This is a genomic window from Streptomyces sp. NPDC028907 (assembly GCF_055564995.1).
The window spans coordinates 474,897-495,864 of record NZ_JBVHVE010000002.1; the positions used below are offsets into that span (position 1 = coordinate 474,897).

9 protein-coding genes are annotated in these 20,968 nt (G+C 71.3%); 3 read left to right on the forward strand and 6 right to left on the reverse strand.

Going from position 1 to position 20,968, the window contains the following annotated elements; translation table 11 throughout:
• Positions 1–112 precede the first annotated feature (112 nt).
• From ACZ4UU_RS06570 to ACZ4UU_RS06580, 3 genes are all read right to left on the reverse strand, one after another.
• The gene (locus ACZ4UU_RS06570; protein WP_468037879.1) at positions 113–1,237 is read right to left on the reverse strand and encodes a lipid II:glycine glycyltransferase FemX; all 1,125 of its coding nucleotides are present in this window, start codon (positions 1,235–1,237) and stop codon (positions 113–115) included.
• A 142-nt stretch (positions 1,238–1,379) separates the two neighbouring features.
• The gene (locus ACZ4UU_RS06575; RefSeq protein WP_468037052.1) at positions 1,380–2,150 is read right to left on the reverse strand and encodes a metallophosphoesterase family protein; all 771 of its coding nucleotides are present in this window, start codon (positions 2,148–2,150) and stop codon (positions 1,380–1,382) included.
• Positions 2,147–5,044, reverse strand: coding sequence for an FAD-binding and (Fe-S)-binding domain-containing protein (locus ACZ4UU_RS06580; RefSeq protein ID WP_468037054.1), 2,898 nt, complete (start codon positions 5,042–5,044; stop codon positions 2,147–2,149). Before ACZ4UU_RS06580 ends, ACZ4UU_RS06575 begins: the two co-directional genes overlap by 4 nt.
• Before the next feature lie 109 nt (positions 5,045–5,153).
• Here ACZ4UU_RS06580 and serC point away from each other — a divergent pair, with 109 nt between their 5' ends.
• Both serC and ACZ4UU_RS06590 read left to right on the forward strand, forming a co-directional pair.
• The gene (gene serC / locus ACZ4UU_RS06585; protein ID WP_468037056.1) at positions 5,154–6,272 is read left to right on the forward strand and encodes a phosphoserine transaminase; all 1,119 of its coding nucleotides are present in this window, start codon (positions 5,154–5,156) and stop codon (positions 6,270–6,272) included.
• A gap of 129 nt (positions 6,273–6,401) precedes the next feature.
• On the forward strand, positions 6,402–6,839 hold the full coding sequence (locus tag ACZ4UU_RS06590) for a DUF5959 family protein (RefSeq protein ID WP_468037058.1): 438 nt from the start codon (positions 6,402–6,404) through the stop codon (positions 6,837–6,839).
• 35 nt (positions 6,840–6,874) lie between these two features.
• On the opposite strand, the gene ACZ4UU_RS06595 is transcribed toward ACZ4UU_RS06590, so the two are convergent.
• The gene (locus ACZ4UU_RS06595) at positions 6,875–16,036 is read right to left on the reverse strand and encodes a DNRLRE domain-containing protein (protein WP_468037060.1); all 9,162 of its coding nucleotides are present in this window, start codon (positions 16,034–16,036) and stop codon (positions 6,875–6,877) included.
• A 445-nt stretch (positions 16,037–16,481) separates the two neighbouring features.
• Between ACZ4UU_RS06595 and ACZ4UU_RS06600 the strand changes: the two genes are divergently transcribed.
• Positions 16,482–18,041 carry an FG-GAP repeat protein gene (locus ACZ4UU_RS06600; RefSeq protein ID WP_468037062.1) on the forward strand — a complete coding sequence of 520 codons (1,560 nt, stop codon included), beginning with the start codon at positions 16,482–16,484 and terminating at the stop codon, positions 18,039–18,041.
• 186 nt (positions 18,042–18,227) lie between these two features.
• Here the strand turns inward: ACZ4UU_RS06600 and ACZ4UU_RS06605 are convergent, their stop codons facing one another.
• Positions 18,228–19,322, reverse strand: coding sequence for a serine hydrolase domain-containing protein (locus ACZ4UU_RS06605; protein WP_468037064.1), 1,095 nt, complete (start codon positions 19,320–19,322; stop codon positions 18,228–18,230).
• 90 nt (positions 19,323–19,412) lie between these two features.
• Positions 19,413–20,945, reverse strand: a complete 1,533-nt coding sequence (locus tag ACZ4UU_RS06610) for a cellulase family glycosylhydrolase (RefSeq protein WP_468037066.1) — start codon at positions 20,943–20,945, stop codon at positions 19,413–19,415.
• Positions 20,946–20,968: the final 23 nt, after the last annotated feature.

Sequence of the window (20,968 nt, forward strand, 5' to 3'; positions counted from 1 at the left end):
CTGTACTGCCCAGTCCAGGGTAGTAGACCCCGTCAGGTGTGTGAACCCATTACGCCACTGTCCCAGAGTGTGGACGGGCGGACTGGAGCGGCCCGGCCCAGCCGCCGCCGGACTACCGCCGCGCCATGTACAGATCCAGCGCCTTGTGCAGCATCCGGTTCAGCGGGAAGTCCCACTCCCCCAGGTACTCCACCGCCTCACCTCCGGCCCCCACCTTGAACCGCAGCAGGCCCAGCAGGTGGTTGGACTCCTCCAGCGTGTCGGTGATGCCGCGGAAGTCGTAGACGGCGGCGCCGAGTTCGTGGGCATCGGTCATCATGCGCCACTGCATGGCGTTGTTCGGCTGGACCTCGCGTCTGCGGCCGGTGGAGGCGCCGTAGGAGTACCACACATGTGTGCCGACCGTCAGCATCGTGGCGGCGGCGAGGGTGTCTCCGTCGTGGTGGGCGAGGTAGAGCCGCATGCGGTCGGGGTGTTCGGCGGTGAGCGCGGTCCACATGCGCTGGAAGTAGGGCAGCGGGCGCGGGATGAAACGGTCCCGCTCGGCGGTCTCGACGTAGAGGTCGTAGAAGACGGGCAGATCCTCGTGGCCGCCCCGCACGACCTTCACACCCGCCTTCTCGGCCTTCTTGATGTTGCGCCGCCACTGCTGGTTGAGGCCGCGCTGGACGTCGTCCAACGACCGTCCGGCGAAGGGCACTTGGCAGACGTACCGCGGCTGCCCCGCCGCGAAGCCCTCCTCGCTCCCCGGCTCGGCCTGCCGCCAGCCGGCCCGCCGCAGCCCTTCGGCGATGTCGAGGGCACGCTGATCGCAGGACGTCGGCTCGGCGTCGCGCAGCCGCCGGGCGGCCGGGTCGGCGATGGCCGCCTTCACCGCCTCGCTGTTCCAGCGGCGTACGACGACGGGCGGGCCCATCTTCACCGAGAAGGCGCCCCTGCTCTTGAGGTACGCGAGCATCGGCGCGAGCCACCGCTCGGCGAGGTCGGGCGCGTGCCAGTCGATCAGCGGCCCCTCCGGCAGATACGCCAGGTACTTCTTCAGCTTCGGCAACGGCCGGAAGAGCACGAGCCCGGCCCCGGTCGGCCGCCCCTCCTCGTCGAACCAGCCCAGGCTCTCCGGCGTCCAGTCCGGCTTCACCTCGCCCCAGGAGGGCATCTGCATATGGCTGGCGGACGGACGGGCCGCGACGAACGCCAGGTGCTCGGCGCGGGTGAGGGGCTGGACGCGGAGGGGCAGGGGCACGGTCAGGGCTCCTAGAGGCGCGTGGCTCAGGACGACTGAGGCCAGTCCAGCACAGTCGGCGCGGGTTCGCGGGTCGGGCGCTGCCTCCGGCCCGGCGCACCGGACAGAGCTCGGCCGAACGGCTGATCCGGCCCGGTCACGAGCCCGTCTCCCGCCCGTCCCGGGGCGCGAACGCCCCGAGCGCGTCGGCGTCCGTGGCCCGGGCGTTGAGGTAGGTGTCGGCCCACTCGGCGATCTCCGGATACGCGCACCGCGCCACGATCCGGTCGACGGCCCCGGCGATGTCGTACGGCGTCACCCGCATGTCGGCTCCCGGGCCCAGCAGGCACCAGTGGGCGCCCACCCGGCCGTACGGCATGCCGACACTGCCGGGGTTGACCACCAGACGGCCGTGGGCGAGGCGGACGTAGGGCATGTGGGTGTGCCCGCAGACCACGGTGCGGACGTTCTCCGGCAGGTCCGCGAAGATCTCCGTCCACCGGGCGAGCCGCGAGTCGACCAGGACGATCTCCTCGTCGTCGCGGGGTGTGGCGTGGCAGAAGAGGACGTCGCCGAGGCCACGGACGGGAAGCGTGAGCGTCTTGGGGAGGGACGCGAGGAACGCGACGTGTTCGTCGGTGAGACAGGCGGCCGCGTACGGGCCGATCGGGTCGGGGATCGCGTCGCGCTCGCCCCGCCGGTACTCGACCAGCTCCCGGTCCGCGTTCCCCGCCAGCCACAGCACGCGTTCACCCTGCTCGCGCAGCAGGCCGAGCACTTCGGCAGGCTGCGGGCCCGCCGTGATGTCCCCGGTGAGCACGATGCGCTCGGCGTCGGCCACCTCCGGCTCGGCGAGCACTGCCTCCAGGGCGGGCAGCACCCCGTGGATGTCGGAGAGGACGGCCACCCGCCCCAGCTCGTTCGTCACCTCTCCTCCAGCCCTTCCGCCAGGACCTCCGCCAGATGCCGCCCTCGCACCCCCGCCAGCTGTTGAAGCTGCGTCCGGCACGAGAACCCGTCCGCCAGCACCACGGTCCCCTCCTGCGCCGCCCGCACCGCCGGCAGCAACTGCTCCTCAGCGCACGCCACCGACACCTCGAAGTGCCCCTTCTCGAACCCGAAGTTGCCCGCGAGACCGCAGCAGCCACCGCTCAACTCCCCGCTCAACCCCGCCGCGGCACGCAGTCGGCGGTCGGCCGCGTCGCCCAGGACCGCGTGCTGATGGCAGTGGGTCTGCCCGGCGGCCGGCCGGTCCAGGCGGGGCGGCGTCCAGTCGGGAGCGAGCCGCTCCAGGGTCTCAGCGAAGGTCAGGACGCGGTCGGCCAGACGGCGGGCCCGCGGATCGTCGTGCAGCAGCTCCGGCAGGTCCGAGCGCAGTGCCGCCGCGCAGCTCGGCTCCAGGACGACGACCGGGGCGGGGCCCTCCAGCACCGGCTCCATCAGGTCGAGCGTGCGGCGCAGCACCGCGCGGGCACGGTCGAGCTGCCCCGTGGAGACGTACGTCAGCCCACAGCAGACCCGCCCGCGCCCCCGGAACACCGAGACCGGGTCCATCGCCACCGCCACGCCCCCGTCGGCTCCCCCGTCCCCCGACGGGGTCCTCATACGCACCGTCGGCGGCAACGCCACCCGCAGCCCGGCCGCCTCCAGCACCCGTACGGCCGCCTGCCCAACGGACGGCGAGAGGTGCTCGGTGAAGGTGTCCGGCCACAGGATGACCAGCTCACCGTCCCTGCCCAGGCCCTCTCCTGCGGCCGCCGCCTGCGCACGCCGCCGCTCCCACCACCGGCTGAACGTCCGCGTCGCCAGCCGCGGGATCTCCCGCTCCGGCGCGATCCCGCCGAGCCGTTTCGCCGCCCACGCCAACGGCCGTACGGCGGCCAGCACGTTGACCAGCGAAGCGGTACGCGTGCGTGCCACCAGGCGCAGCCACTGTGGCAACCGCCCCATGCTGTGGTGGGAGGCCGGGCGGCGCCGTCCCTCGTAGTGGTGGTGCAGGAACTCCGCCTTGTACGTGGCCATGTCGACCTCGACCGGACAGTCGGACCGGCACCCCTTGCAGGCCAGGCACAGATCCAGCGCGTCCCGCACCTCCGTCGAACGCCACCCGTCGGTCACCAGTTCCCCGGCGAGCATCTCGTGCAGCAGCCGGGCACGCCCGCGCGTGGAGTGCTCCTCGTCGCCGGTGGCCCGGAAGGACGGGCACATGACGGCGGAGCCGGTCGCCGATGTCGTACGGCACTTGGCGACCCCGACGCAGCGCCGTACGGCCGCCGAGAAGTCGCCGCCGTCGGCCGGGTATCCGAAGGCGACGTCGACCGGCTCGCGGGGCAGGACGGCGAAGCGGAGGTTGGAGTCGAGGGGAGCGGGGCGCACCAGCATGCCCGGGTTGAGCAGGTCGTCGGGGTCCCAGACCCCCTTCACCCGCTCGAAGAGACCGACCAGCTCCTCCCCGTACATCTTCGGGAGCAGCTCGGCCCGTGCCTGCCCGTCCCCGTGCTCCCCGGACAGCGAGCCGCCGTGCGCCACGACGACCTCGGCGAGCTCCTCCGAGAAACGCCGGAAGCGGCCGACGCCCGCCTCCGTGAGCAGGTCGAAGTCGATACGGACGTGGATGCAGCCGTCGCCGAAGTGCCCGTAGGGGGTGCCGCGCAGGCCGTGGGCGGTCAGCAGCGCACGGAAGTCCCGCAGGTAGGCCCCGAGCCGCGCCGGTGGCACCGCGCAGTCCTCCCAGCCGGGCCAGGCCTCTCCCCGGTCGGGCATCCGGGTGGCCGTACCGCTCGCGTCCTCCCGGATGCGCCACAGGGCCCGCTGTCCGGCCGGGTCGGTGACGACGAGGGCGTCGACGACGTCGGCGGCGCGCACGATCGCCTCCGCACGCGCGCGTGCCTCCGTCTTGGACTCCCCGCCCGTCTCGACGAACAGCCAGGCTCCGCCGGCCGGCAGCGCGGTCGGTGAGGGCACCAGGTCGGCCGCCATGCCCTCCACCGTGAGCGGCCCGTACGGCAGCAGCCCGGCGGCCGCCTCCGCAGCGGCGCTCTCGTCCGGGTACGCCAGCACGGCGAGCGCACGCGCGCCTGGCGCCTCCACGAGCCGTACGACCGCCCCGGTGAGGATGCCGAGGGTGCCCTCGCTCCCGCAGAAGGACCGGGCGACATCGGCGCCCTTCTCCGGCAGCAGGGCGTCGAGCGCGTAACCGGAGATACGGCGGGGCAGCTCGGGGAAGCCGGTCCGCAGCCGGGCCAGGTCCCCCTCCACCAGCTCCCGCAGCCCCTCCGGCGCCCCGGCCCACTCCCGCCCGAGCCGCAACCGCTCCCCTCGCGCGGTGATCACGTCCAGCTCCCGCACACTGTCCGCGGTCGTCCCCCACGCCACCGAGTGCGAGCCGCACGAGTTGTTGCCGATCATTCCGCCGAGCGTGCAGCGGCTGTGGGTGGAGGGGTCGGGGCCGAAGCGGAGCCCGTGCGGGGCCGCGGCGTCCTGGAGGCGGTCGAGGACCAGGCCGGGCTGGACGACGGCGGTGCGGGTCTCCGGGTCCAGCGACACGACCTTGTTCATGTGCCGCGTGAAGTCCAGGACGACGCCCGTGCCGGTGGCCTGTCCCGCGATCGAGGTACCTCCGCCGCGGGCCACGACCGGCACCATGTGGTCCCGGCACACCTCCAGTACGGCTGCGACGTCGTCGGCATCATGTGGTGCGACCACACCGAGTGGGACACGCCGGTAGTTGGAGGCGTCCATGGTGACCAGTGCCCGGGCGGCGACGTCGAACCGGACCTCACCCCGGACGACGGTACGCAGCTCTGCTTCGAGATCCGTCATCCCTCCAGCAAACCAGCCGACGTCCACCCGCTCCGACGCCCACGGAAACGCCGTCTCACCCGACGGACGAGGTTTCACCCAGGTTTCCCGAAACAGCTACGCTCCCCCCGTGGCTGAGATCCAGATTCCCGCTGACATCAAGCCCGCCGACGGACGTTTCGGCGCGGGCCCCTCCAAGGTGCGGACGGAAGCGCTGGACGCGCTGGCCGCGACCGGAGCCTCCCTCCTCGGTACCTCCCACCGCCAGGCCCCGGTCAAGAACCTGGTCGGCCAGGTGCGCGAGGGCATCCGCGAGCTGTTCCAGCTCCCCGAGGGCTACGAGGTCATCCTCGGCAACGGCGGCTCGACGGCGTTCTGGGACGTCGCGACGCACGGCCTGATCGAGAACAAGTCGCAGCACCTGAACTTCGGCGAGTTCAGCTCGAAGTTCGCGAAGGCCGCCAAGCTGGCCCCCTGGCTGGCCGAGCCCACCGTCATCGCCAGTGACCCCGGCACGCACCCGCAGCCCGAGGCCGAGGCGGGCGTCGACGTCTACGCCTTCACCCACAACGAGACCTCCACCGGTGTCGCCATGCCGATCAAGCGCGTGGCGGGCGCGGACGAGGGCTCCCTGGTCCTGGTCGACGCGACGTCGGGCGCCGGCGGCCTCCCGGTCGACGTCTCCGAGACCGACGTCTACTACTTCGCCCCGCAGAAGTCCTTCGCCTCCGACGGCGGCCTGTGGATCGGAGTCTTCTCCCCGGCCGCCATCGAGCGCGCCGAGCGCGTCCACGCGTCCGGCCGCCACATCCCGGAGTTCTTCTCGCTCCCCACGGCGATCGACAACTCCCGCAAGAACCAGACGTACAACACCCCCGCCCTCGCCACCCTCTTCCTGCTGAACCAGCAGCTGGAGTGGATCAACGGCCAGGGCGGCCTCGACTGGGCGGTCCGCCGCACGGCCACCTCCGCCCGCACGCTGTACGGCTGGGCCGAGGACATCAAGTACGCCAGCCCGTTCGTCACGGACCCGGCCAAGCGCTCGGCCGTCATCGGCACGATCGACTTCTCGGACGAGATCGACGCCGCCGCCGTCGCCAAGGTCCTGCGCGCCAACGGCATCGTCGACACCGAGCCCTACCGCAAGCTCGGCCGCAACCAGCTCCGCGTCGCGATGTTCCCGGCGATCGACCCGGCGGACATCGAGGCGCTGACGAAGTGCATCGACTATGTGATCGAGAAGCTGTAGCCGTACGACGCGCGTACGCCGAAGGGCGCCCTGCGACGGTCCGCAGGGCGCCCTTCGTGTGCGCTGTGGAAGGCTCATGGCATCGTGGCGTGCTACGTGTGCGCATTGTCAGCGAGAGGTAGCAACGCCATGCCCGATTCCAGCCCTGTCGAGCTGATCCACCTTTCGGATGAGGAGCAGAGCGTCTCCGTGCGCATCGTCGATGGTCTGAGTCTCTCGGGCTCTGACGACTACGACGCCCTCCAGGCCGAGATCCTGGTCGACACCGGGTTTGTCAGTGGCCGCGTCGAGCTGTATCTCAACGCGTACGACCTCGACAGCTGGGCCGAGGTGCTGGACTCCGCCGAGGCCGGCCGGAAGGCGACCTGGCTGGAGAGCGGACGCTCCCCACGGATCATGATCGACCCCACGGAGGAGACCGAGAGCGGGTGCACGGAGGTGAGCGTCTACGACGTCACCGGCTCCCAGGTGTTCGTCACGGTGCCCGTGGTGCCCCCGGGCGACTGGGCCGCGCGTCACCGTCGGCTGCTCACCGACGTCAGGGACCGGTTCCCGCTGGTGCGTTGAGAAGCCGGGGAGGGTCGCCCCTCCCCGGCCGGTGCCTATCTCCCCGTCGGCGTGTTCTTCACGACGATCGAGTCGTTCGTGCCCTGATTGCCGATCGCGTACAGCCTGGTCTCGTACGGGATCACGGAATCGCCGTCGTACAGCGGAACAGCGAGGTAGTAGATCCGTTCGCCACCGGTGATGCGTTTGGCGATCCTGTCCTCGAAGCCCTTCTGGATGACGGAGTTCGGGATCGTGTACTGCGGGACGAGATTGCGCATCTCCGTCCCACTGCCGCCGAGCTGTCGGCCGATCAGGTGGCCCCTGGCGAGACCCTTGCCCTTCTGGTAGCCGGTCGGGTCGTGCTTGCCGTCGCGCCGGGTGTCACTGCCGACCAGGTCGGTGTCCTTGTCGTCGGGCGCGGCACCGCGCCCCGTCAGCTTGATGGCGTCCTTCTGCAGGCATCCGACCGCGCCCCTGGCTCGGTCCAGGTCGTCGAGCGGGTGGTAGTAGATCGAGCTCTGGTTCCCCGAGGTGCAGTTCTCCTCCTGGTCCTGCCAGTTCTTGACGAAATTGGCGAACTCCTCCTGGTAGGACGAGCCCTCCGCCGGACGCGGGAACATCTTGAAGAAGCCCCGCAGCTCGTCCTCCGAGAGCTTCAGGTCCTTCTGCGCCCGGGTGAACGCGTCGTCGACGTACTTCTGGTGCTCCTTGTCGACCTGGTTGCCCGAGGTCGGGCGCGCCGTCTTGGTCGTCAGGGCCTGCTTGATCAGCTCGGCCCACGGCGGCGGGGGCGGGGGCGGCGGCGGGCCCGCGTCGACGCAGCGGAACGCGCACGGGCCCGCGGTGCCGCCGCCTCCACCGCCGCCACCGCCACCGCCGTAACCGGAGGAGATGACGCGGCCACGGTACGGGCCGGTGCTGTAGTTGTTCGGTCCCGAGGAGGGAATGGGGGTGGCGTAGGGCAGCGTCTCCAAGCGGGTCTGCCGGTTGCTCAGCTGCTTGTACAGGTCGTACGCGTCCCAGGCCCAGCCGATCGGGCCGAGCACCCGCTTGCCGGCGAAGCGCAGCGCCTTGCCGGGGTGTTTGACGACCCAACGAGCGCCCGACTTGGCCGCGTTGTACCCCTTGTTCGCGTACCGTTCGGCCTCTCGGATGCCCTTGTCGACCCAGTCGGTGTCGATGCAGCCACCGAAGAGACATACGTCGTGTCCGCTCGGGTCGGTGTTCCGCAGCGGATCGCCGTTGCCGTACCCGTACCGGTTCGCGTTGATCGACGGCACGGGGTTCAGCGTCCAGGAGTCCCGCGAGGAGAAGCCGCCCGTCGCCGGGTCGTACCAGCGGGCGTGCATGTTCACCTGGCCGGTGGCCGGGTCGGTGTACTCGCCCTGGTAGCCGAGTGGTCCGGCGGTGCCCGACTGGGCCGTGATCTCGCCGAACGGTGAGTAGGACGTCGATGCGCCCAGCGCGCCGGTCGCCACGTCGAGGGCGCCCGTCACATCGTCGTGCACCACGTCCGACAGCAGCCCGCGCGCGTTGCTGCCGTCGCCGGCCGCCGAGGACAGTGCCTCGCCCGCGGGGTCACGGAAGATCAGACCCGCGGCCGTGGCGACCGGGTTGTTCGACTGGTCGGCGTACGTGAGCGGGTCAGCGCCCTGCTGAACCAGGCGGCCCAGCGCGTCGTACGCGTACGTCGTGCCGTCCGCCGACACCATCCGGCCGAGCGCGTCGAAGGCCGCGGTGTGGGTGCCACTCGCGTCCGTGCTGCCGGTGCGGGTGCCGCGCGCCGAGTACGTGTAGGTGGTGTCCCCGGCCGACAGCAGCCGGTTGCGCTCGTCGTAGACGGCCGTCGCGGCACCCGCGCCGGTGCGGTTGCCCGACTTGTCCCAGGTGTACGACGTGACCGTGCCGTCGACGCCGGTCCAGCTGGTGAGGCGGCCCGCCCAGTCGTAGCCGTAGGACTGGGTGCCCGCGCCGGCCGCGCCCGTCGTCGTCTTCTCGGCGAGGCGGGACGCCTTGTCGTAGGTGTAGGCCGTCGACGCCGTGGTCGTCCCGGACGGGGACTTCACCTGGTCCGACGTGGGGCGGTCCAGGACGTCGTAGCCCAGGGTGCGGGTCGCGCCCGCGCCGCCGTACGTCATCGACGCCAGACGCGAGGCCGTGTCGTAGCCGTATGTCAGTGTGGTCTGCGTCAGCGGGTCCGCCGCCGTCCGCAGCCGGCCCGCGGTGTCGTAGCCGAAGGTGGCCTGACCCGCCGCGTCCGTGCGGGCGGTGAGTCTGCCCTCCTCGTCGTAGGTGAAGCCGGCCGTGCCGGACGGGCCGCCGGCCGACAGCAGGTTGCCGCGGTCGTCGTAGGTGAACGTGTCGGTGCCGCCCGGCGCGCTCGCCGAGGTCAGGCGGCCCATCGCGTCATAGCCGAAGGTGTCCGCGGTCGTGGCCGCCTCGGCGCCCGCGCCCGAGTTCCGGGTCAGACGACCCAGCGCGTCGAAGCCGCGCTCGACCGTCACGCCGCCCGGATGGAGCTCCTTCACCGGCTGGTCGGCCTCGTCGTACACGGTGGTCCAGGTGCGGTCCGCCGGGTCCGGGTGGGTCGTGGTGGAGGGCTCCACCACCGACTCCAGCAGGCCGTGCGACGTGAAGTCGTACCAGGTGGTGTTCCCCCGTCCGTCCGTCAGCCGCGTGCGGTGGCCCGCCGCGTCGTAGCCGTACGTCGTGGTGATCGAGGTGTCGGCGTCGACCGGCTCGGCCAGCTTGGTCAGGCGGCCCAGCGCGTCGAACGTCTGGGTGGTGGTGTGGCCGAGCTCATCCGTGACCGCGACCGGGTTGCCGTCCGCGTCGAACGCCGAGCCCGCGGTGCGCAGGACCGTGCCGGCGCTGTCCTCGTCGCTCGTCGCCGTCGCCCGGCCCGCCAGGTCGTACGTCGTACGGCTGGTGCGGCCCTGGGGGGTCGTCACCGACGCGGGCAGGCCCGTGGGGCCGTAGGTGTAGGCCGTCACGCCGCCCGCGGTGTCCGTCGCGGTGAGCGGAGCACCCGCCGCGTTGTAGGTCCCGGACGCGGTGAGGCCGGTCGGGCTGTTCGTCGACAGCAGGTTGCCGGCGTCGTCGTAGCGGAGTGTCGTCGTGAACGAGCCCTGTGCCGGACGGCGTTCGATGACGGTGGCCGTGATCTGACGGCCGAGGTCGTCGTACGTCGCCTCGGTGCGGGCCCCCGTCGGGTCGGTGGTCGACAGCTGTTCGCCCAGCAGGTCGTGGGTGAACGTGGACACCGGGGCGGCGGCGCCGTCCTGCGGGGCCGGCTGTGTCACCTTGGCGAGGTTGCCGAGCTGGTCGTAGGTGTACGTCGTGACCTTGCCGAGGGCGTCGGTCTCGCTGGCCAGGTTGCCCGCCGCGTCGTAGGTGCGGGAGACCTTGCTGGTCAGCGGGGTTGTCGCGCCCGGCGGGGTGTAGGCGGGCAGGGTCGTGCCCGTGACGCGGCCCAGGCGGTCGTACGCGGTGCGCACGACCTTCCCGTTCGGGTCGCGGGCGTCCGTCACGTCGCCGAAGGCGTTGTAGCCGAGGGTGCTCGTCGGGCGGACGGTGGCCGCCGCCGACTGCCGGGTCTCGGCGGTCACCGGGGGCAGCCGCGTCTCGGTGAGGCGGCCGAGCGCGTCGTAGGTGTGGTCGGTGGTGTACGCCGTCGGGTCGGCGCCCGTCGCGTTGCCGCGCGGGGAGGTCTCCGCGACCGCCAGGCCCCGGTCGTCGACCGTGTAGGTCGTGACGAGGTCGTCGGTGCCGTTCTCGACCGTCTGCCGGGTGACCGCACCCGTGACATGCCGCTCGTAGGTGACCTTCTCGGTGCGGGTGCCACCCGCGCCGGTGCGGGTCTCGGAGAGCACCGCGCCGACGGCGTCGTATGTGTACGCGGTGCGGCGTGCCAGGCCCGACGGGTCGAGGACCTCGGCGGTGGTACGGCCGGCCGCGTCGGTCTCGTAGACGGTGAGCACCTTGCCGTTGCCGGTGGTCTCGCGGGTCAGGTGGCCCGCCGCGTCGTAGGCGAGGTCGCTGAGGACGAGATCGCGTGTGGTGCCGTCCGGGTTGTGGAAGCCGACCAGGATCCGCCGCGCTTCGAGCCCGTCGTCGTAGTAGGTGGTGCGGGTGGTGCGGCCCATCGCGTCGGTGTGCTCGGCCAGACGGCCGGCCGGGTCGTACGCGTAGGAGTCCAGCACCACGTCCCGTGCGGCGGCCGGGTTGTTCGGGTCGCCGGTGTAGCCGGTGAGGGTGACCGTCGCCAGGTTGCCGACAGCCGTGTAGGTGTACTGGAAGGTTCCCTGTCCCGGCAGGGTGCGGCTGGTCTGGTGGCCGTGGACGTCGTAGGCGTACGTCTCCTGGTTGCCCTCGGCGTCGGTGTGAGTGGCGAGGCGGCCGTGGGTGTCGTAGGTGCGGGTGACGGTGCGTGCCGGGTCGCCGCCCGTCTGATCCGAGACGACCGTGGTCAGCACATTGCCGTCCGGGTCGTACGTGTACGCGGTGCGGGCCTGGTGGGTGACGCCCGTGACCTCGTTCTCGACCGGTGGTTCGCTCCGCGCCGTGACGCGGGACTCCCCGTCGTAGGCGGTGTTCCAGGTGACGCCCGTCGGGAACGCGTCGGAGATCCGCTTGGCGGACGTCTCCCGTCCCAGCGCGTCGTAGCCGTAGGAGGTCGTCACGTCCGCCGGGTCGGTGACCTTCGCCAGGTCGCCGGCGGCCGTGTACTGCCGCGTGGTCACCTTGCCGCGCATGTCGGTGCTGGTGGCGAGCAGGCCCGCCGGGACCGTGCCGCCGCCGACCGCCGCCTCCGTGCCGTCGGTGAAGGTGAAGGACTCGGTACGGCCGGACGGGAAGTCCGCAGTCGCCGGGGTCGTGGTGGACGTCCGGTCGCCGTAGGCGTTGTAGCCGTAGCCGGTCTTGTACGTGTTGTCGCTCGCGCTCGACGAACGGGCGTCGCGTACGGCGATGAGCTGGTCGTTGCGCGGGTCGAGCGGGTCGGCGGTGTTCAGGTGGTAGCTGTAGTAGGAGGTGTGGCAGCTGTTCTCGTCGCCGGTGTCACGGCAGGTGGTCTGCGAGATCTTGTTGCCGCGCTCGTCGTGGCCGAGGCGGGTGACCGAGCCGTCGGGGCCGGTGGTGGCCGCCAGGAAGCCGCCGGTGTCGTACGCGAAGTGCGCGGTGTTGCCGAGGGCGTCGGTCTGCTCGATCAGCCGGTTGCCCTGCAACGGGTCGTAGGTGTAGCTGGACTTGCGCTGGTCGGGGTCGGTGACCGTGGCGGTGAGGGTGGTGGTCCCGGCGACGGCAGGCCCGTCGTCGGTGGCGGGCTTGGCCTCGGTGCCGGTGACCTTCAGCGCCGACAGGGCGTAGGTGCCGCCGCTCGCGTCGGTGTAGGACGACACCCGGTCGTGCACGGTGTCGTACGCCACCTGGGCGTGCACCCGGCCGCTGGGCAGTGTCGCCGTGGTGAGCTGCTGGGCGACCTGCGCGGCGGCGTGATGCTCTGCGACGGTGCGGGCGCCGAGGGGGCGGTTGTAGACCGCGGCCTCGTCGATGTCGCCGGTGAAGTGGCCGATGGTGCCGGTGGTGGCGGGCCAGTTGTTCCAGTAGCCGGCGCCCAGGTAGACGAAGCGCTGGTCGTCCTGGGTGATGTCGCCGGCCAGGCTGCCGACCTTCGCGCCGTCCAGGTAGAGGGTCTGCGTGTTTCCGGCGGCGGTCAGGGCCGCGTGGTGCCAGGTGCCGTCGTTGACGGTGCCCGCCGAGGTGATCGGTGCGGCGGTGCCGTTCCAGAACTCGCCGCGCAGCTTGCCGTCCGTGCCCACGTAAAGGGCCGGGGTGTACTTGCCGGTGGTGGCCTCCTCCAGGGTGTGGTTCTGGTAGCTGAAGAGGACACCGCTGCCGGTGGTACGGAACCACAACTCGGCGGTCAGATAAGGGGTGTCGGTGACCAGCTGGTCCGGCAGTCGCACATAGGAGGTGCTGCCGTTGAAGGTGGCCGCGGTGGCCGCGCTGCCCGCGAGGGCACCGGCGGTGCCGAGCTGCACGTCCTGGTAGGTGCCGGCGTGTGCGTCCCGGTCCAGCGGCAGGTCGCTGGCCGCGTCGGTGGCGCCGTCCTGCTCGTCCAGGCGCCAGTAGGAGAACGGACCGGCATCGCGGACGACCGTGCGGTGATGCGAGCCGTCACCGTAGCCGTACGCGGTGCAGGCGCCGAGGCTGTCCTCCGGGCCGCAGACCAGCGTGAGCTTGTCGCCGTCGTAGGTGTACGACCAGGTCAGCGGGTCGGCGCCGGTGGCGGGGGCGTCGGTGGACACGGTCGCCACGTGGCCGCCCGACCAGGTGAAGTGCAGGGCGCGGCCGCCGGTGGCGGTGACCGTGGTCAGCTCGCCGGAGGTGTTGTAGGTGAGGGTCTGCTCGCGGTCCCGGTAGTCGGTGACACCGGTGAGCCTGCCGCTGTCGTCGAAGACGTAGCTGGTCTGGTCCTTGTCGGTCAGCTTCCAGCCGCCGCCGGTGACGGCGGTGAGGGTGGAGAAGCTGCCGTACGGGGGCGCGAAGCTGCCGTCGGGGTTCTTGCCGAAGCGGACCTGACGGCCTGTCGGAAGGGTGGCCACGACGTTGCCGGTGCCGTCGCCGTCCGGCTCGATCCGCATGTCGTAGCGGGTGGACCAGCCGGCGCCGAAGACGTTGTCGGAGCGCGGGTCGCGGCTGTTGTACGTGCGTGTCACGGTCAGGCCGGGGCCGGCCGTGGCGACCGTCGCGTCGGTGTCGGTGGTCGTGTAGTTGCCGATGCCGGGGTCGACCTCACGGCCGGATCCGTCCAGGCCCTGACCGCCCAGGTGCGAGGTGATCGCGGGCTGCTCGACGGCGGTGGTGAAGGTGTAGAAGGGGCTCAGCGGGGTCGCCAGGCCGTTCTCACGCGCCTTGACGCGCCAGATGTACTGCTTGCCCCAGGTCAGCTTGCCGGCCGGGACGTTCCAGGTGCGCTTGGTCAGCCAGCCGGAGTTGACACAGCCGGACGGGGCTGCGGCGGTGCCCGCGCAGACCTCGAAGTAGTAGTTGAGGGCGGCGCCCGCCGGGTAGTTGTCGATGGACTCGGCGGACATGTACAGCGCCGGGGTCAGGCTGCCGACCTGGCCACCCGGGTTCGGGTAGACGTCCGTGATGCGCGGGCCGACGTCCTGCGAGGTGACGGTGACGGTGGCGACCGGAACGTCCTCGCTGGAGAACCACTTCTGGTCCCGCAGCCGCTGCATATCAAAGTTGATCTTGTACTGCCCCGGGGGCAGCGGGGGTATGCGCGCGCTGAGGTCGGCGTCGTCACCCGGCGTGAGGCGCTCGTTGAGGCGGGTGAAGGCGACCTGGCCCATCAAGGCGCCGGTGCTGTAGTTGCGCACCCGGGCGCCCAGGCGGACCTCGTTCCAGCCGAGCGGCTCCCAGGTGAAGTCGCCGAGGTTCTTGACGTTGACGGTGACCTCGCCGCTCTGGCCACCGGTCAGCGGGGCGGTCTGCGAGCCGACGCTGTACTGGGCGCCGTATGCGCTGTGCGTGATCGCCAGGTAGGGCTTGTTGGCGGAGTTGGCGCTGCCGAAGCGCTTCCAGGGGCCGGAGGAGGCGAAGTCGGCCCACATCGCCAGGCCGTGGTTGGCGACCGATCCGTTGACCCAGCCCTCGACGAGGTCGGTGCCCTTCTTGCCCAGGTCGATGACGCGCCACTTGGAGCCGCTGCAGTTCTCACCGTAGGCGAAGGAGTCGGAGGCGATCACGTGGTCGGCGCTCGGCGGCCGGTTGTTCCAGGTGACCGTGGTCGAACTCCACGAGCCGGTGACCTGGTTGACCGTCATCTCCTGTGCGGTGCAGCTGGAGGACCAGACGTTGTACAGGCCGAGGTCGGCGTTGAGGATGTAACGGTTCTTCAGCTGGCTGGTGACGTTGTCGAACCGCATGTAGCTGATGGCGCGGTTGGTGCCGCCGTCGTAGCTGCCGATCTTCAGCTCGTCGTCACCGGCGAAGTTGCCGTCCGGCCAGGTGTCCTGGACGAAGGAGTCGCCGTTGGTGTCGATGTCGTCGACGCTCGGGTCGACCCGCACCGGGTAGACGCGCCCCGGCGAGTCCAGCCAGGCGTTGTCCAGTTCGACCTTGAGCGACCAGCGGCCGTCGCTCTCCACCAGGCGGTAGTCGACGTCCCCGGAGAGGGCCGGTCCGCCGGTCTTCGGATCGTGGCCGGAGTCCTCCATCCACCCCTTCGGGACGACGGCCTGGACCTTCCCCCTGGCGTCCTTCAGCAGCACGGCCCCGTGCTCGTCGAGCGACGGGGTGAGCCCGTCGAGGTGGAGCGGGAAGGTCCACTCCCGCGGCGCGTCGGGCGAGTTGAGGACGATCGTCTCCTTGACGGCCCCGTGCGCCGCCTCCAGCACCACGTCCGAGTCGGGCCGGATGTCCTCGTAGTGGGCGGCGTCGTCCCGCACCTCGGCGGTGCTGCCGGCGGCGCCGGCGAGGCCGAAGCCGACCTTGTGCCGACCGTCGTCGACCGTCAGTTCGGCCAGCGCGGGGTCGTCACCGCGGGTGGCCAGGGTGAGTCCGGTGTCGTCGGAGGTGGCGGCGAGCCGGTCGCCGCCCGCCTGCTCCGGCGTGCCCTTGGCCTCGGCGGCCGGGACCAGGGAGGTGTCGATCTCCTTCCAGGCCCCGGAGCCGTCCCGGTAGTGCACCGGCTCGGTGTAGACGCGGGTGGTGCGGGTGCCGTCGGGGTTGCGGAACTCCTTGGAGTTCGTGGTCCGTTCGCCGGACAGCTCGACGCTGCGCCCGGCGTCGAAGCCGGTCGAGCCGTCCGGGCCGCCCGTGGTGGCCGGTTCGAGCTTCGGTGCCTTCACCTCCGGCTCGACCGGGGTGAACCCGGGGCCGGACTCGTGCAGCCGCAGCGCGTCCTTCGCCGCCCTCAGGTCCTCGGCGTCGAGCGTGTCGCTTCCGGTGGCGTCGGTGCGCCCGGCACCGACCTCGTGCCCCCGGCCCGCGGCGGTACCGGTGCGCTGCTCGGGAGGCTCGGTGTCCGCCCAGGGCGCGGACTCGGCGGCGCGGGCCGTCGGGGTCAGCGCGGGCTGGGGCAGCACGGTCGCACACAGTGCCAGCAGCACACTGCCGGATGTCAGGGCGACGGCGCGCGCGGGACGTCCGGCGCGACGGCGCCGGAGACCCGCGAGCGAGCGGCGGCGAGAGGGGCTGGGCACGGCACTCCTTCAAACCACAAGGCCGATCGCCCGCGTGGAGACGATCGGCCGGGAGCAGGGGAGCCGGATGCGGTCGATACCGGAGGGCAGGACGCACCCGAGCGGCGTTCACGGTAGATGATCGCAAGCGCCCTGACTATGCCCATGACAACGGATTTGTAACGAGATCAACCGCTATGCCTGCCGCACACGGGCCGGTCACGGGATCTTCAGACGGTCTGCTACCCCCATTGACCAGCGGCAAACGAATTCAGCCACTGCCAGATCGGCATGCGGCGCCCCCTGTCGACCGTGATCAAGTCGAGATGAAAGCCGGGATAACCTGCGTCGTCGACCGCGCGGCCAGGTCTGTCGTGACCCTGGTCCGCACTCCCGGTCACGGGTCTCCACAGCGATTTCCCGTCACGGGAACTCCCGTACGGCCGCAGACAAGTGAAGGGCAGCCATGGCCGAAGAGAAGGCAACCAGACGTCGGCCCAGGGCATGGCACGCAGCCGTCGCTTTGCTCGTGTGCGCGGCTGCGGCGACCACGGTCGCCCTCGTCGCCGGATCCGGCGGAGCTGCCGCGCCGTACGACTTCAACGGCGACGGCAAGCCGGACCTCACCGTCGGCCTTCCCGGGAACTCCGTCGGCGGTCACGCGCGCGCGGGATCGGTCATCATCGCGGGCGGCACGTCAACCGGTCCGGCGAGTACCGCGGTCCGCATCGACCAGGCCTCCCCGGGCGTCTCCGGAGACCCGGAGGGAGACGACAGCTTCGGCCAGTCGGTGGCGAGTTGCGACTTCGACAGCAACGGCTACGCCGACCTGGCGGTCTCCGTCCCGCTGGAGGCCATCGACACCACCGAGGGCGCCGGCCTGCTGAGCGTGCACTACGGCAGCTCCGGCGGGATCTACGACTCCACGAGCGAGGTCTTCACCGAGGACACCGCGGGCTACCCCGGCACCGTCGCCAAGGACGAGATCTTCGCCCACTCACTGGCCGCCGGCGACGTCAACGGCGACGGATACTGCGACCTCGCCATCGGCCAGCCCCTCGACAACGCCGGCGGAAAGTCAAACGCCGGCACCATCAAGATCATGCTCGGCACGGCCACCGGACTCAACGCCGCCGACACCGTCCAGATCGACCAGGACACCGCCAACGTTCCCGGCATCCCCGAGGCCGAGGACCGCTTCGGCGAGCAGCTCGCCGTCGCGGACGTCAACGGTGACGGCGTCGGCGACCTGATCTCGGCCACCATCGGCGAACAGATCTCGGGCAGCTCGGACCGCGGTTCACTGCACATTCTGTACGGGCCCATCAACAACGGCACCCCCGCCTCCGGCGGATACGTCGACTCCGGAAACGTAACCGGCATCGAGGAGTTCGCGGGCAGCGCGCTGGCCGTCGGCCACTTCAACGACGACGAGTACGCCGACGTCGCCGTCGGCGTCTCCGACCAGCAGGTCGGCACCAAGGGTGCCGCCGGACGGCTCGCCGTCCTCTACGGCGGCTCCCAGGGCCTGTCCGCCACCAGCCGCGTGAAGCTCTTCGACCAGTCCTCGCCCGGGATCTCCGGCAGCCCCGAGACCGAGGACTACTTCGCCGCCTCACTGGCGTCGGGCGACTTCGACGGCGACGGCACGGACGACCTCGTCATCGGCATGCGCAGCGAGGCCGTCGGCTCCGCCACCGGCGCGGGCGCCTCCATGATCCTCTTCGGCAACGCCACCGGCGGCATCACGACCAAGGGCGCGCTGTGGATAGACCAGGACACCGAGGGGGTGCCCGGCACCGCGGCCGAGGCGGACCACTTCGGCTGGACGGTCGGCGCCCTGGACACCGACGGCAACGGCCGCGTCGAACCGCTGGTCGGCGCCCCCGGCAACGCCGCCGGCACGGTCACCGTGCTCAAGGTCAGGTCCGGCACCCTGGAATCGGCCACGGCCCTCGCCGAAGCCGACCTCGGCTTCACCGCGGGCAGCGACGGCGACGCCTTCGGCATCGCGCTGGCGCACTGATCCGGGGACGTGGGCGGCAGCGCGCCGCACAAGTCCGGCATCAGCTCACCTCCCCGGCCCAGCGCGATGTCCGCACCTTCGCCGCCTGCTGCCAGCCGCTCGGACACCCGGGCGATCGACCCGGCGTAGTCGTCCTTGCATGACGACGCAGGGCGCCCGGCAACCACCGTGCGCTCTGCGGCGCGCTCAGGCCGCGGCGAGCTCGCCGAGCAGCCGGAAGGTGAGGGCGTCGACCGGGCGGGCGGCGGTCGCGGTCTCCTCGCTGAAGGTGTTCACCATCATGACCACCGCGACGCCGCTCTCGCGGCTGAACGCGGCGCAGGTGCTGAATCCGCCGGTGCCGCCGTTGTGCCAGGTCATGGTGGAACCGTCGGGCAGTCGGCTCAGGTGCCAGCCGAGTCCCAGGCGCAGGTTCGGGTCCACCGTGAACCGGGGCCGCTGGGTCAGTTCGATCGCGTCCCGCAACGGCGAGCTCTCGGGCCGTAGTTGGGCGCGCAGGAAGCGCACCATGTCGTCGGCGGTGCTGTACATCGACGATCCGGCCGCGCTGAGAACCCGGTCGTGCCAGTCGGGAACCGGCTTTCCTTCGAGATGCCCGACAGCCTTGCGGGACGCCATGTCGGGCCGCAGGGTCGTCGTCGTGTCCACCATGCCGAGCGGCACCGCCACCCGGTGCCGCAGCATCGAGTCGACGTTGTCGAAGGCCAGCGCCTGGCCGAGCAGGCCGAACCCCAGGTTCGAGTACGCATAGTCCGCACCCGGCTCGGTGCTCAGCTCCGTGTCGCGCAGTCCGGCGGCCAGGTCGTCGAGCGTGTAGTGCGAATAGGGGTCGTACGGGTCCGCTTCCGCGAGCAGGTTCGGCGGCAGGGAGGGCAGACCGGAGGTGTGGGTCGCCAGGTGGGCCAGGGTGATCCGCCGAGTCCCCTTGCGCGGGACGGGGAACCGGGCGGGCAGCACGAGCGGCGCGTCCAGGCGGGCCGCGCCCGTGCCGACGGCGCGCGCGAGGGCCGTGGCGGTGAGCGTCTTGGTGATGGAGCCGAGTTGGAACACCGTCCTGCCGTCCGGCACCGCCCGCCCCACCGCCGCGCCCGCGCCCTCGACGTATGCACGCCGGCCGCGGACGACCCCGCAGACCACACTCGGACTGCCCGCGGCCACCGCCTGGTCCAGGTACCGCCTGACGAGCCCGGGCAGCCGGTCGTCCGCGGCCGCGGCGTTGCCCGGCAGCAGTGACACTCCTGCCGCCGCCGTCGTCACGCCGAGAAACTTCCTTCGGTTCATGGGTTGCTCCCCCGTCGAGATCACCAGTCCTGCTCGACATTACGTTATTACGTAATGTCGAGCAAAGACGATGATCCGTACGGCAACCCCCTACGCGGCCGTACAGCTCACACTCGGCACACCCCCGCCCCCGGGCGCGCCCCCGAACCCGAAGCTCGCCGAACCGCCCACGGGGACCGCCCCGTTGTGAACGGCGTTGGACGCGGTCACCGTCGACCCGCTCTGCGTGTACGACGCGTTCCACATGCTGGTGACCTGCTGGGAGCCCGGCCAGGTCCACGTCACCTTCCAGGACTTGAGCGGAGCCGCCCCCGTATTGGTCACCTTCACCTCTGCGTTGAACCCGCCACCCCAGTCGCTGCTGACGCTGTAGGCGGCTGCGCAGGTCGCCGTGCCGCCACCCGGGTCCGGGTCGGGGTCGCCCCCGCCGCCCGCCGGGAAGCCCGGCGCCTTGATGCTCGCCAGGTAGCCGTCCTTCACCGTGTCGACGGTCTGCCAGTCGTCCTTGAGGATGCCGCCCGTGTCACCGGAGTTGGGGTTCCAGGACCAGAAGGTCCAGTGGAAGGAGTCCGCGCCGTACGTCGACGTCGAGCGCAGGTAGGTCACCAGTGCGGCCAGCCACTTCTGGTCCACCGCCGGCTGGAGCGTCGTACCGAACTCACCGAGCCAGACCGGGGCGATGTTCTGCTTGAAGATGTAGCCCCAGTACTTGTCCCAGACGCCCGGCAGGTTGTCGGGGAACGACGGGTCGCCGAACCAGGGCTGCTGGGCGACGCTGGTGGCGTAGTCGTGGGCCGAGTAGACGAGCCGGTTGGGGACGTCCAGTTGGACCGGGTACTGGGCGACGCCCATGAGGTTGCCGCCCCACCAGCCGTTGACGCCGTTGTGCGACTGGACGCCCTCGACCATGACGAGGAGGTCCGGGTTGGCGGACAGGACGGCGTTGCCGGCCCGCTGGGCGGCGAGGCGCCAGTCGCGGGTCGTGTCGCCGCAGCCCCAGCAGGCGGGGTCGTGCGGCTCGTTGTGCAGGTCGATGCCGACGACGGTCGGGTTGCCGGCGTAACGCGTGGCCAGAGATCCGAGGTTGGCGATCCAGGTCGACTCGGGGACCGCCGACGTGTACCAGAGCGCCGACTGGCCGCCCGCGTCGGGACGATGCCGGTCGAGGACGATCTTCAGGCCGATCTGACCGGCGTAGGTCACGATCTTGTCCATGACCTGCAACGACGTCAGCCCTTGCAGGTCCGCGTTCTTGCCGTCGGCGTAGTTGATGCTGTCCGGCATCGTGCCGGGCTTGAGGATGTCGTCGCTGAAGGGCAGGCGGAGGGTGTTGTAGCCCAGCGAGGCCATCTGGTCGAGCATGCTCTTGTAGTCGCGGGCCCACAGGCCGTGGACGACGTGGTTGCCGGTCTCGAAGCCGAACCAGTTGATGCCGGCGATACGGACCGGCTGCCCGGCCGCGTCCAGGATCTGCCGGCCGCTGGTGTGCCAGTAGCCGGCCCCGGCCCCGGCGGCCCGTACCTCGCCGGGCTTCGCCGCGCCAACGGCCTGCGCCCCGGCCCCCAGCGGTATCAGCAACGCCGCCGCGGCCACGCACAACGCTCTTCGCAAGCTGCGGAACATGTCCCTTGTTCCTCTCGGGGTGG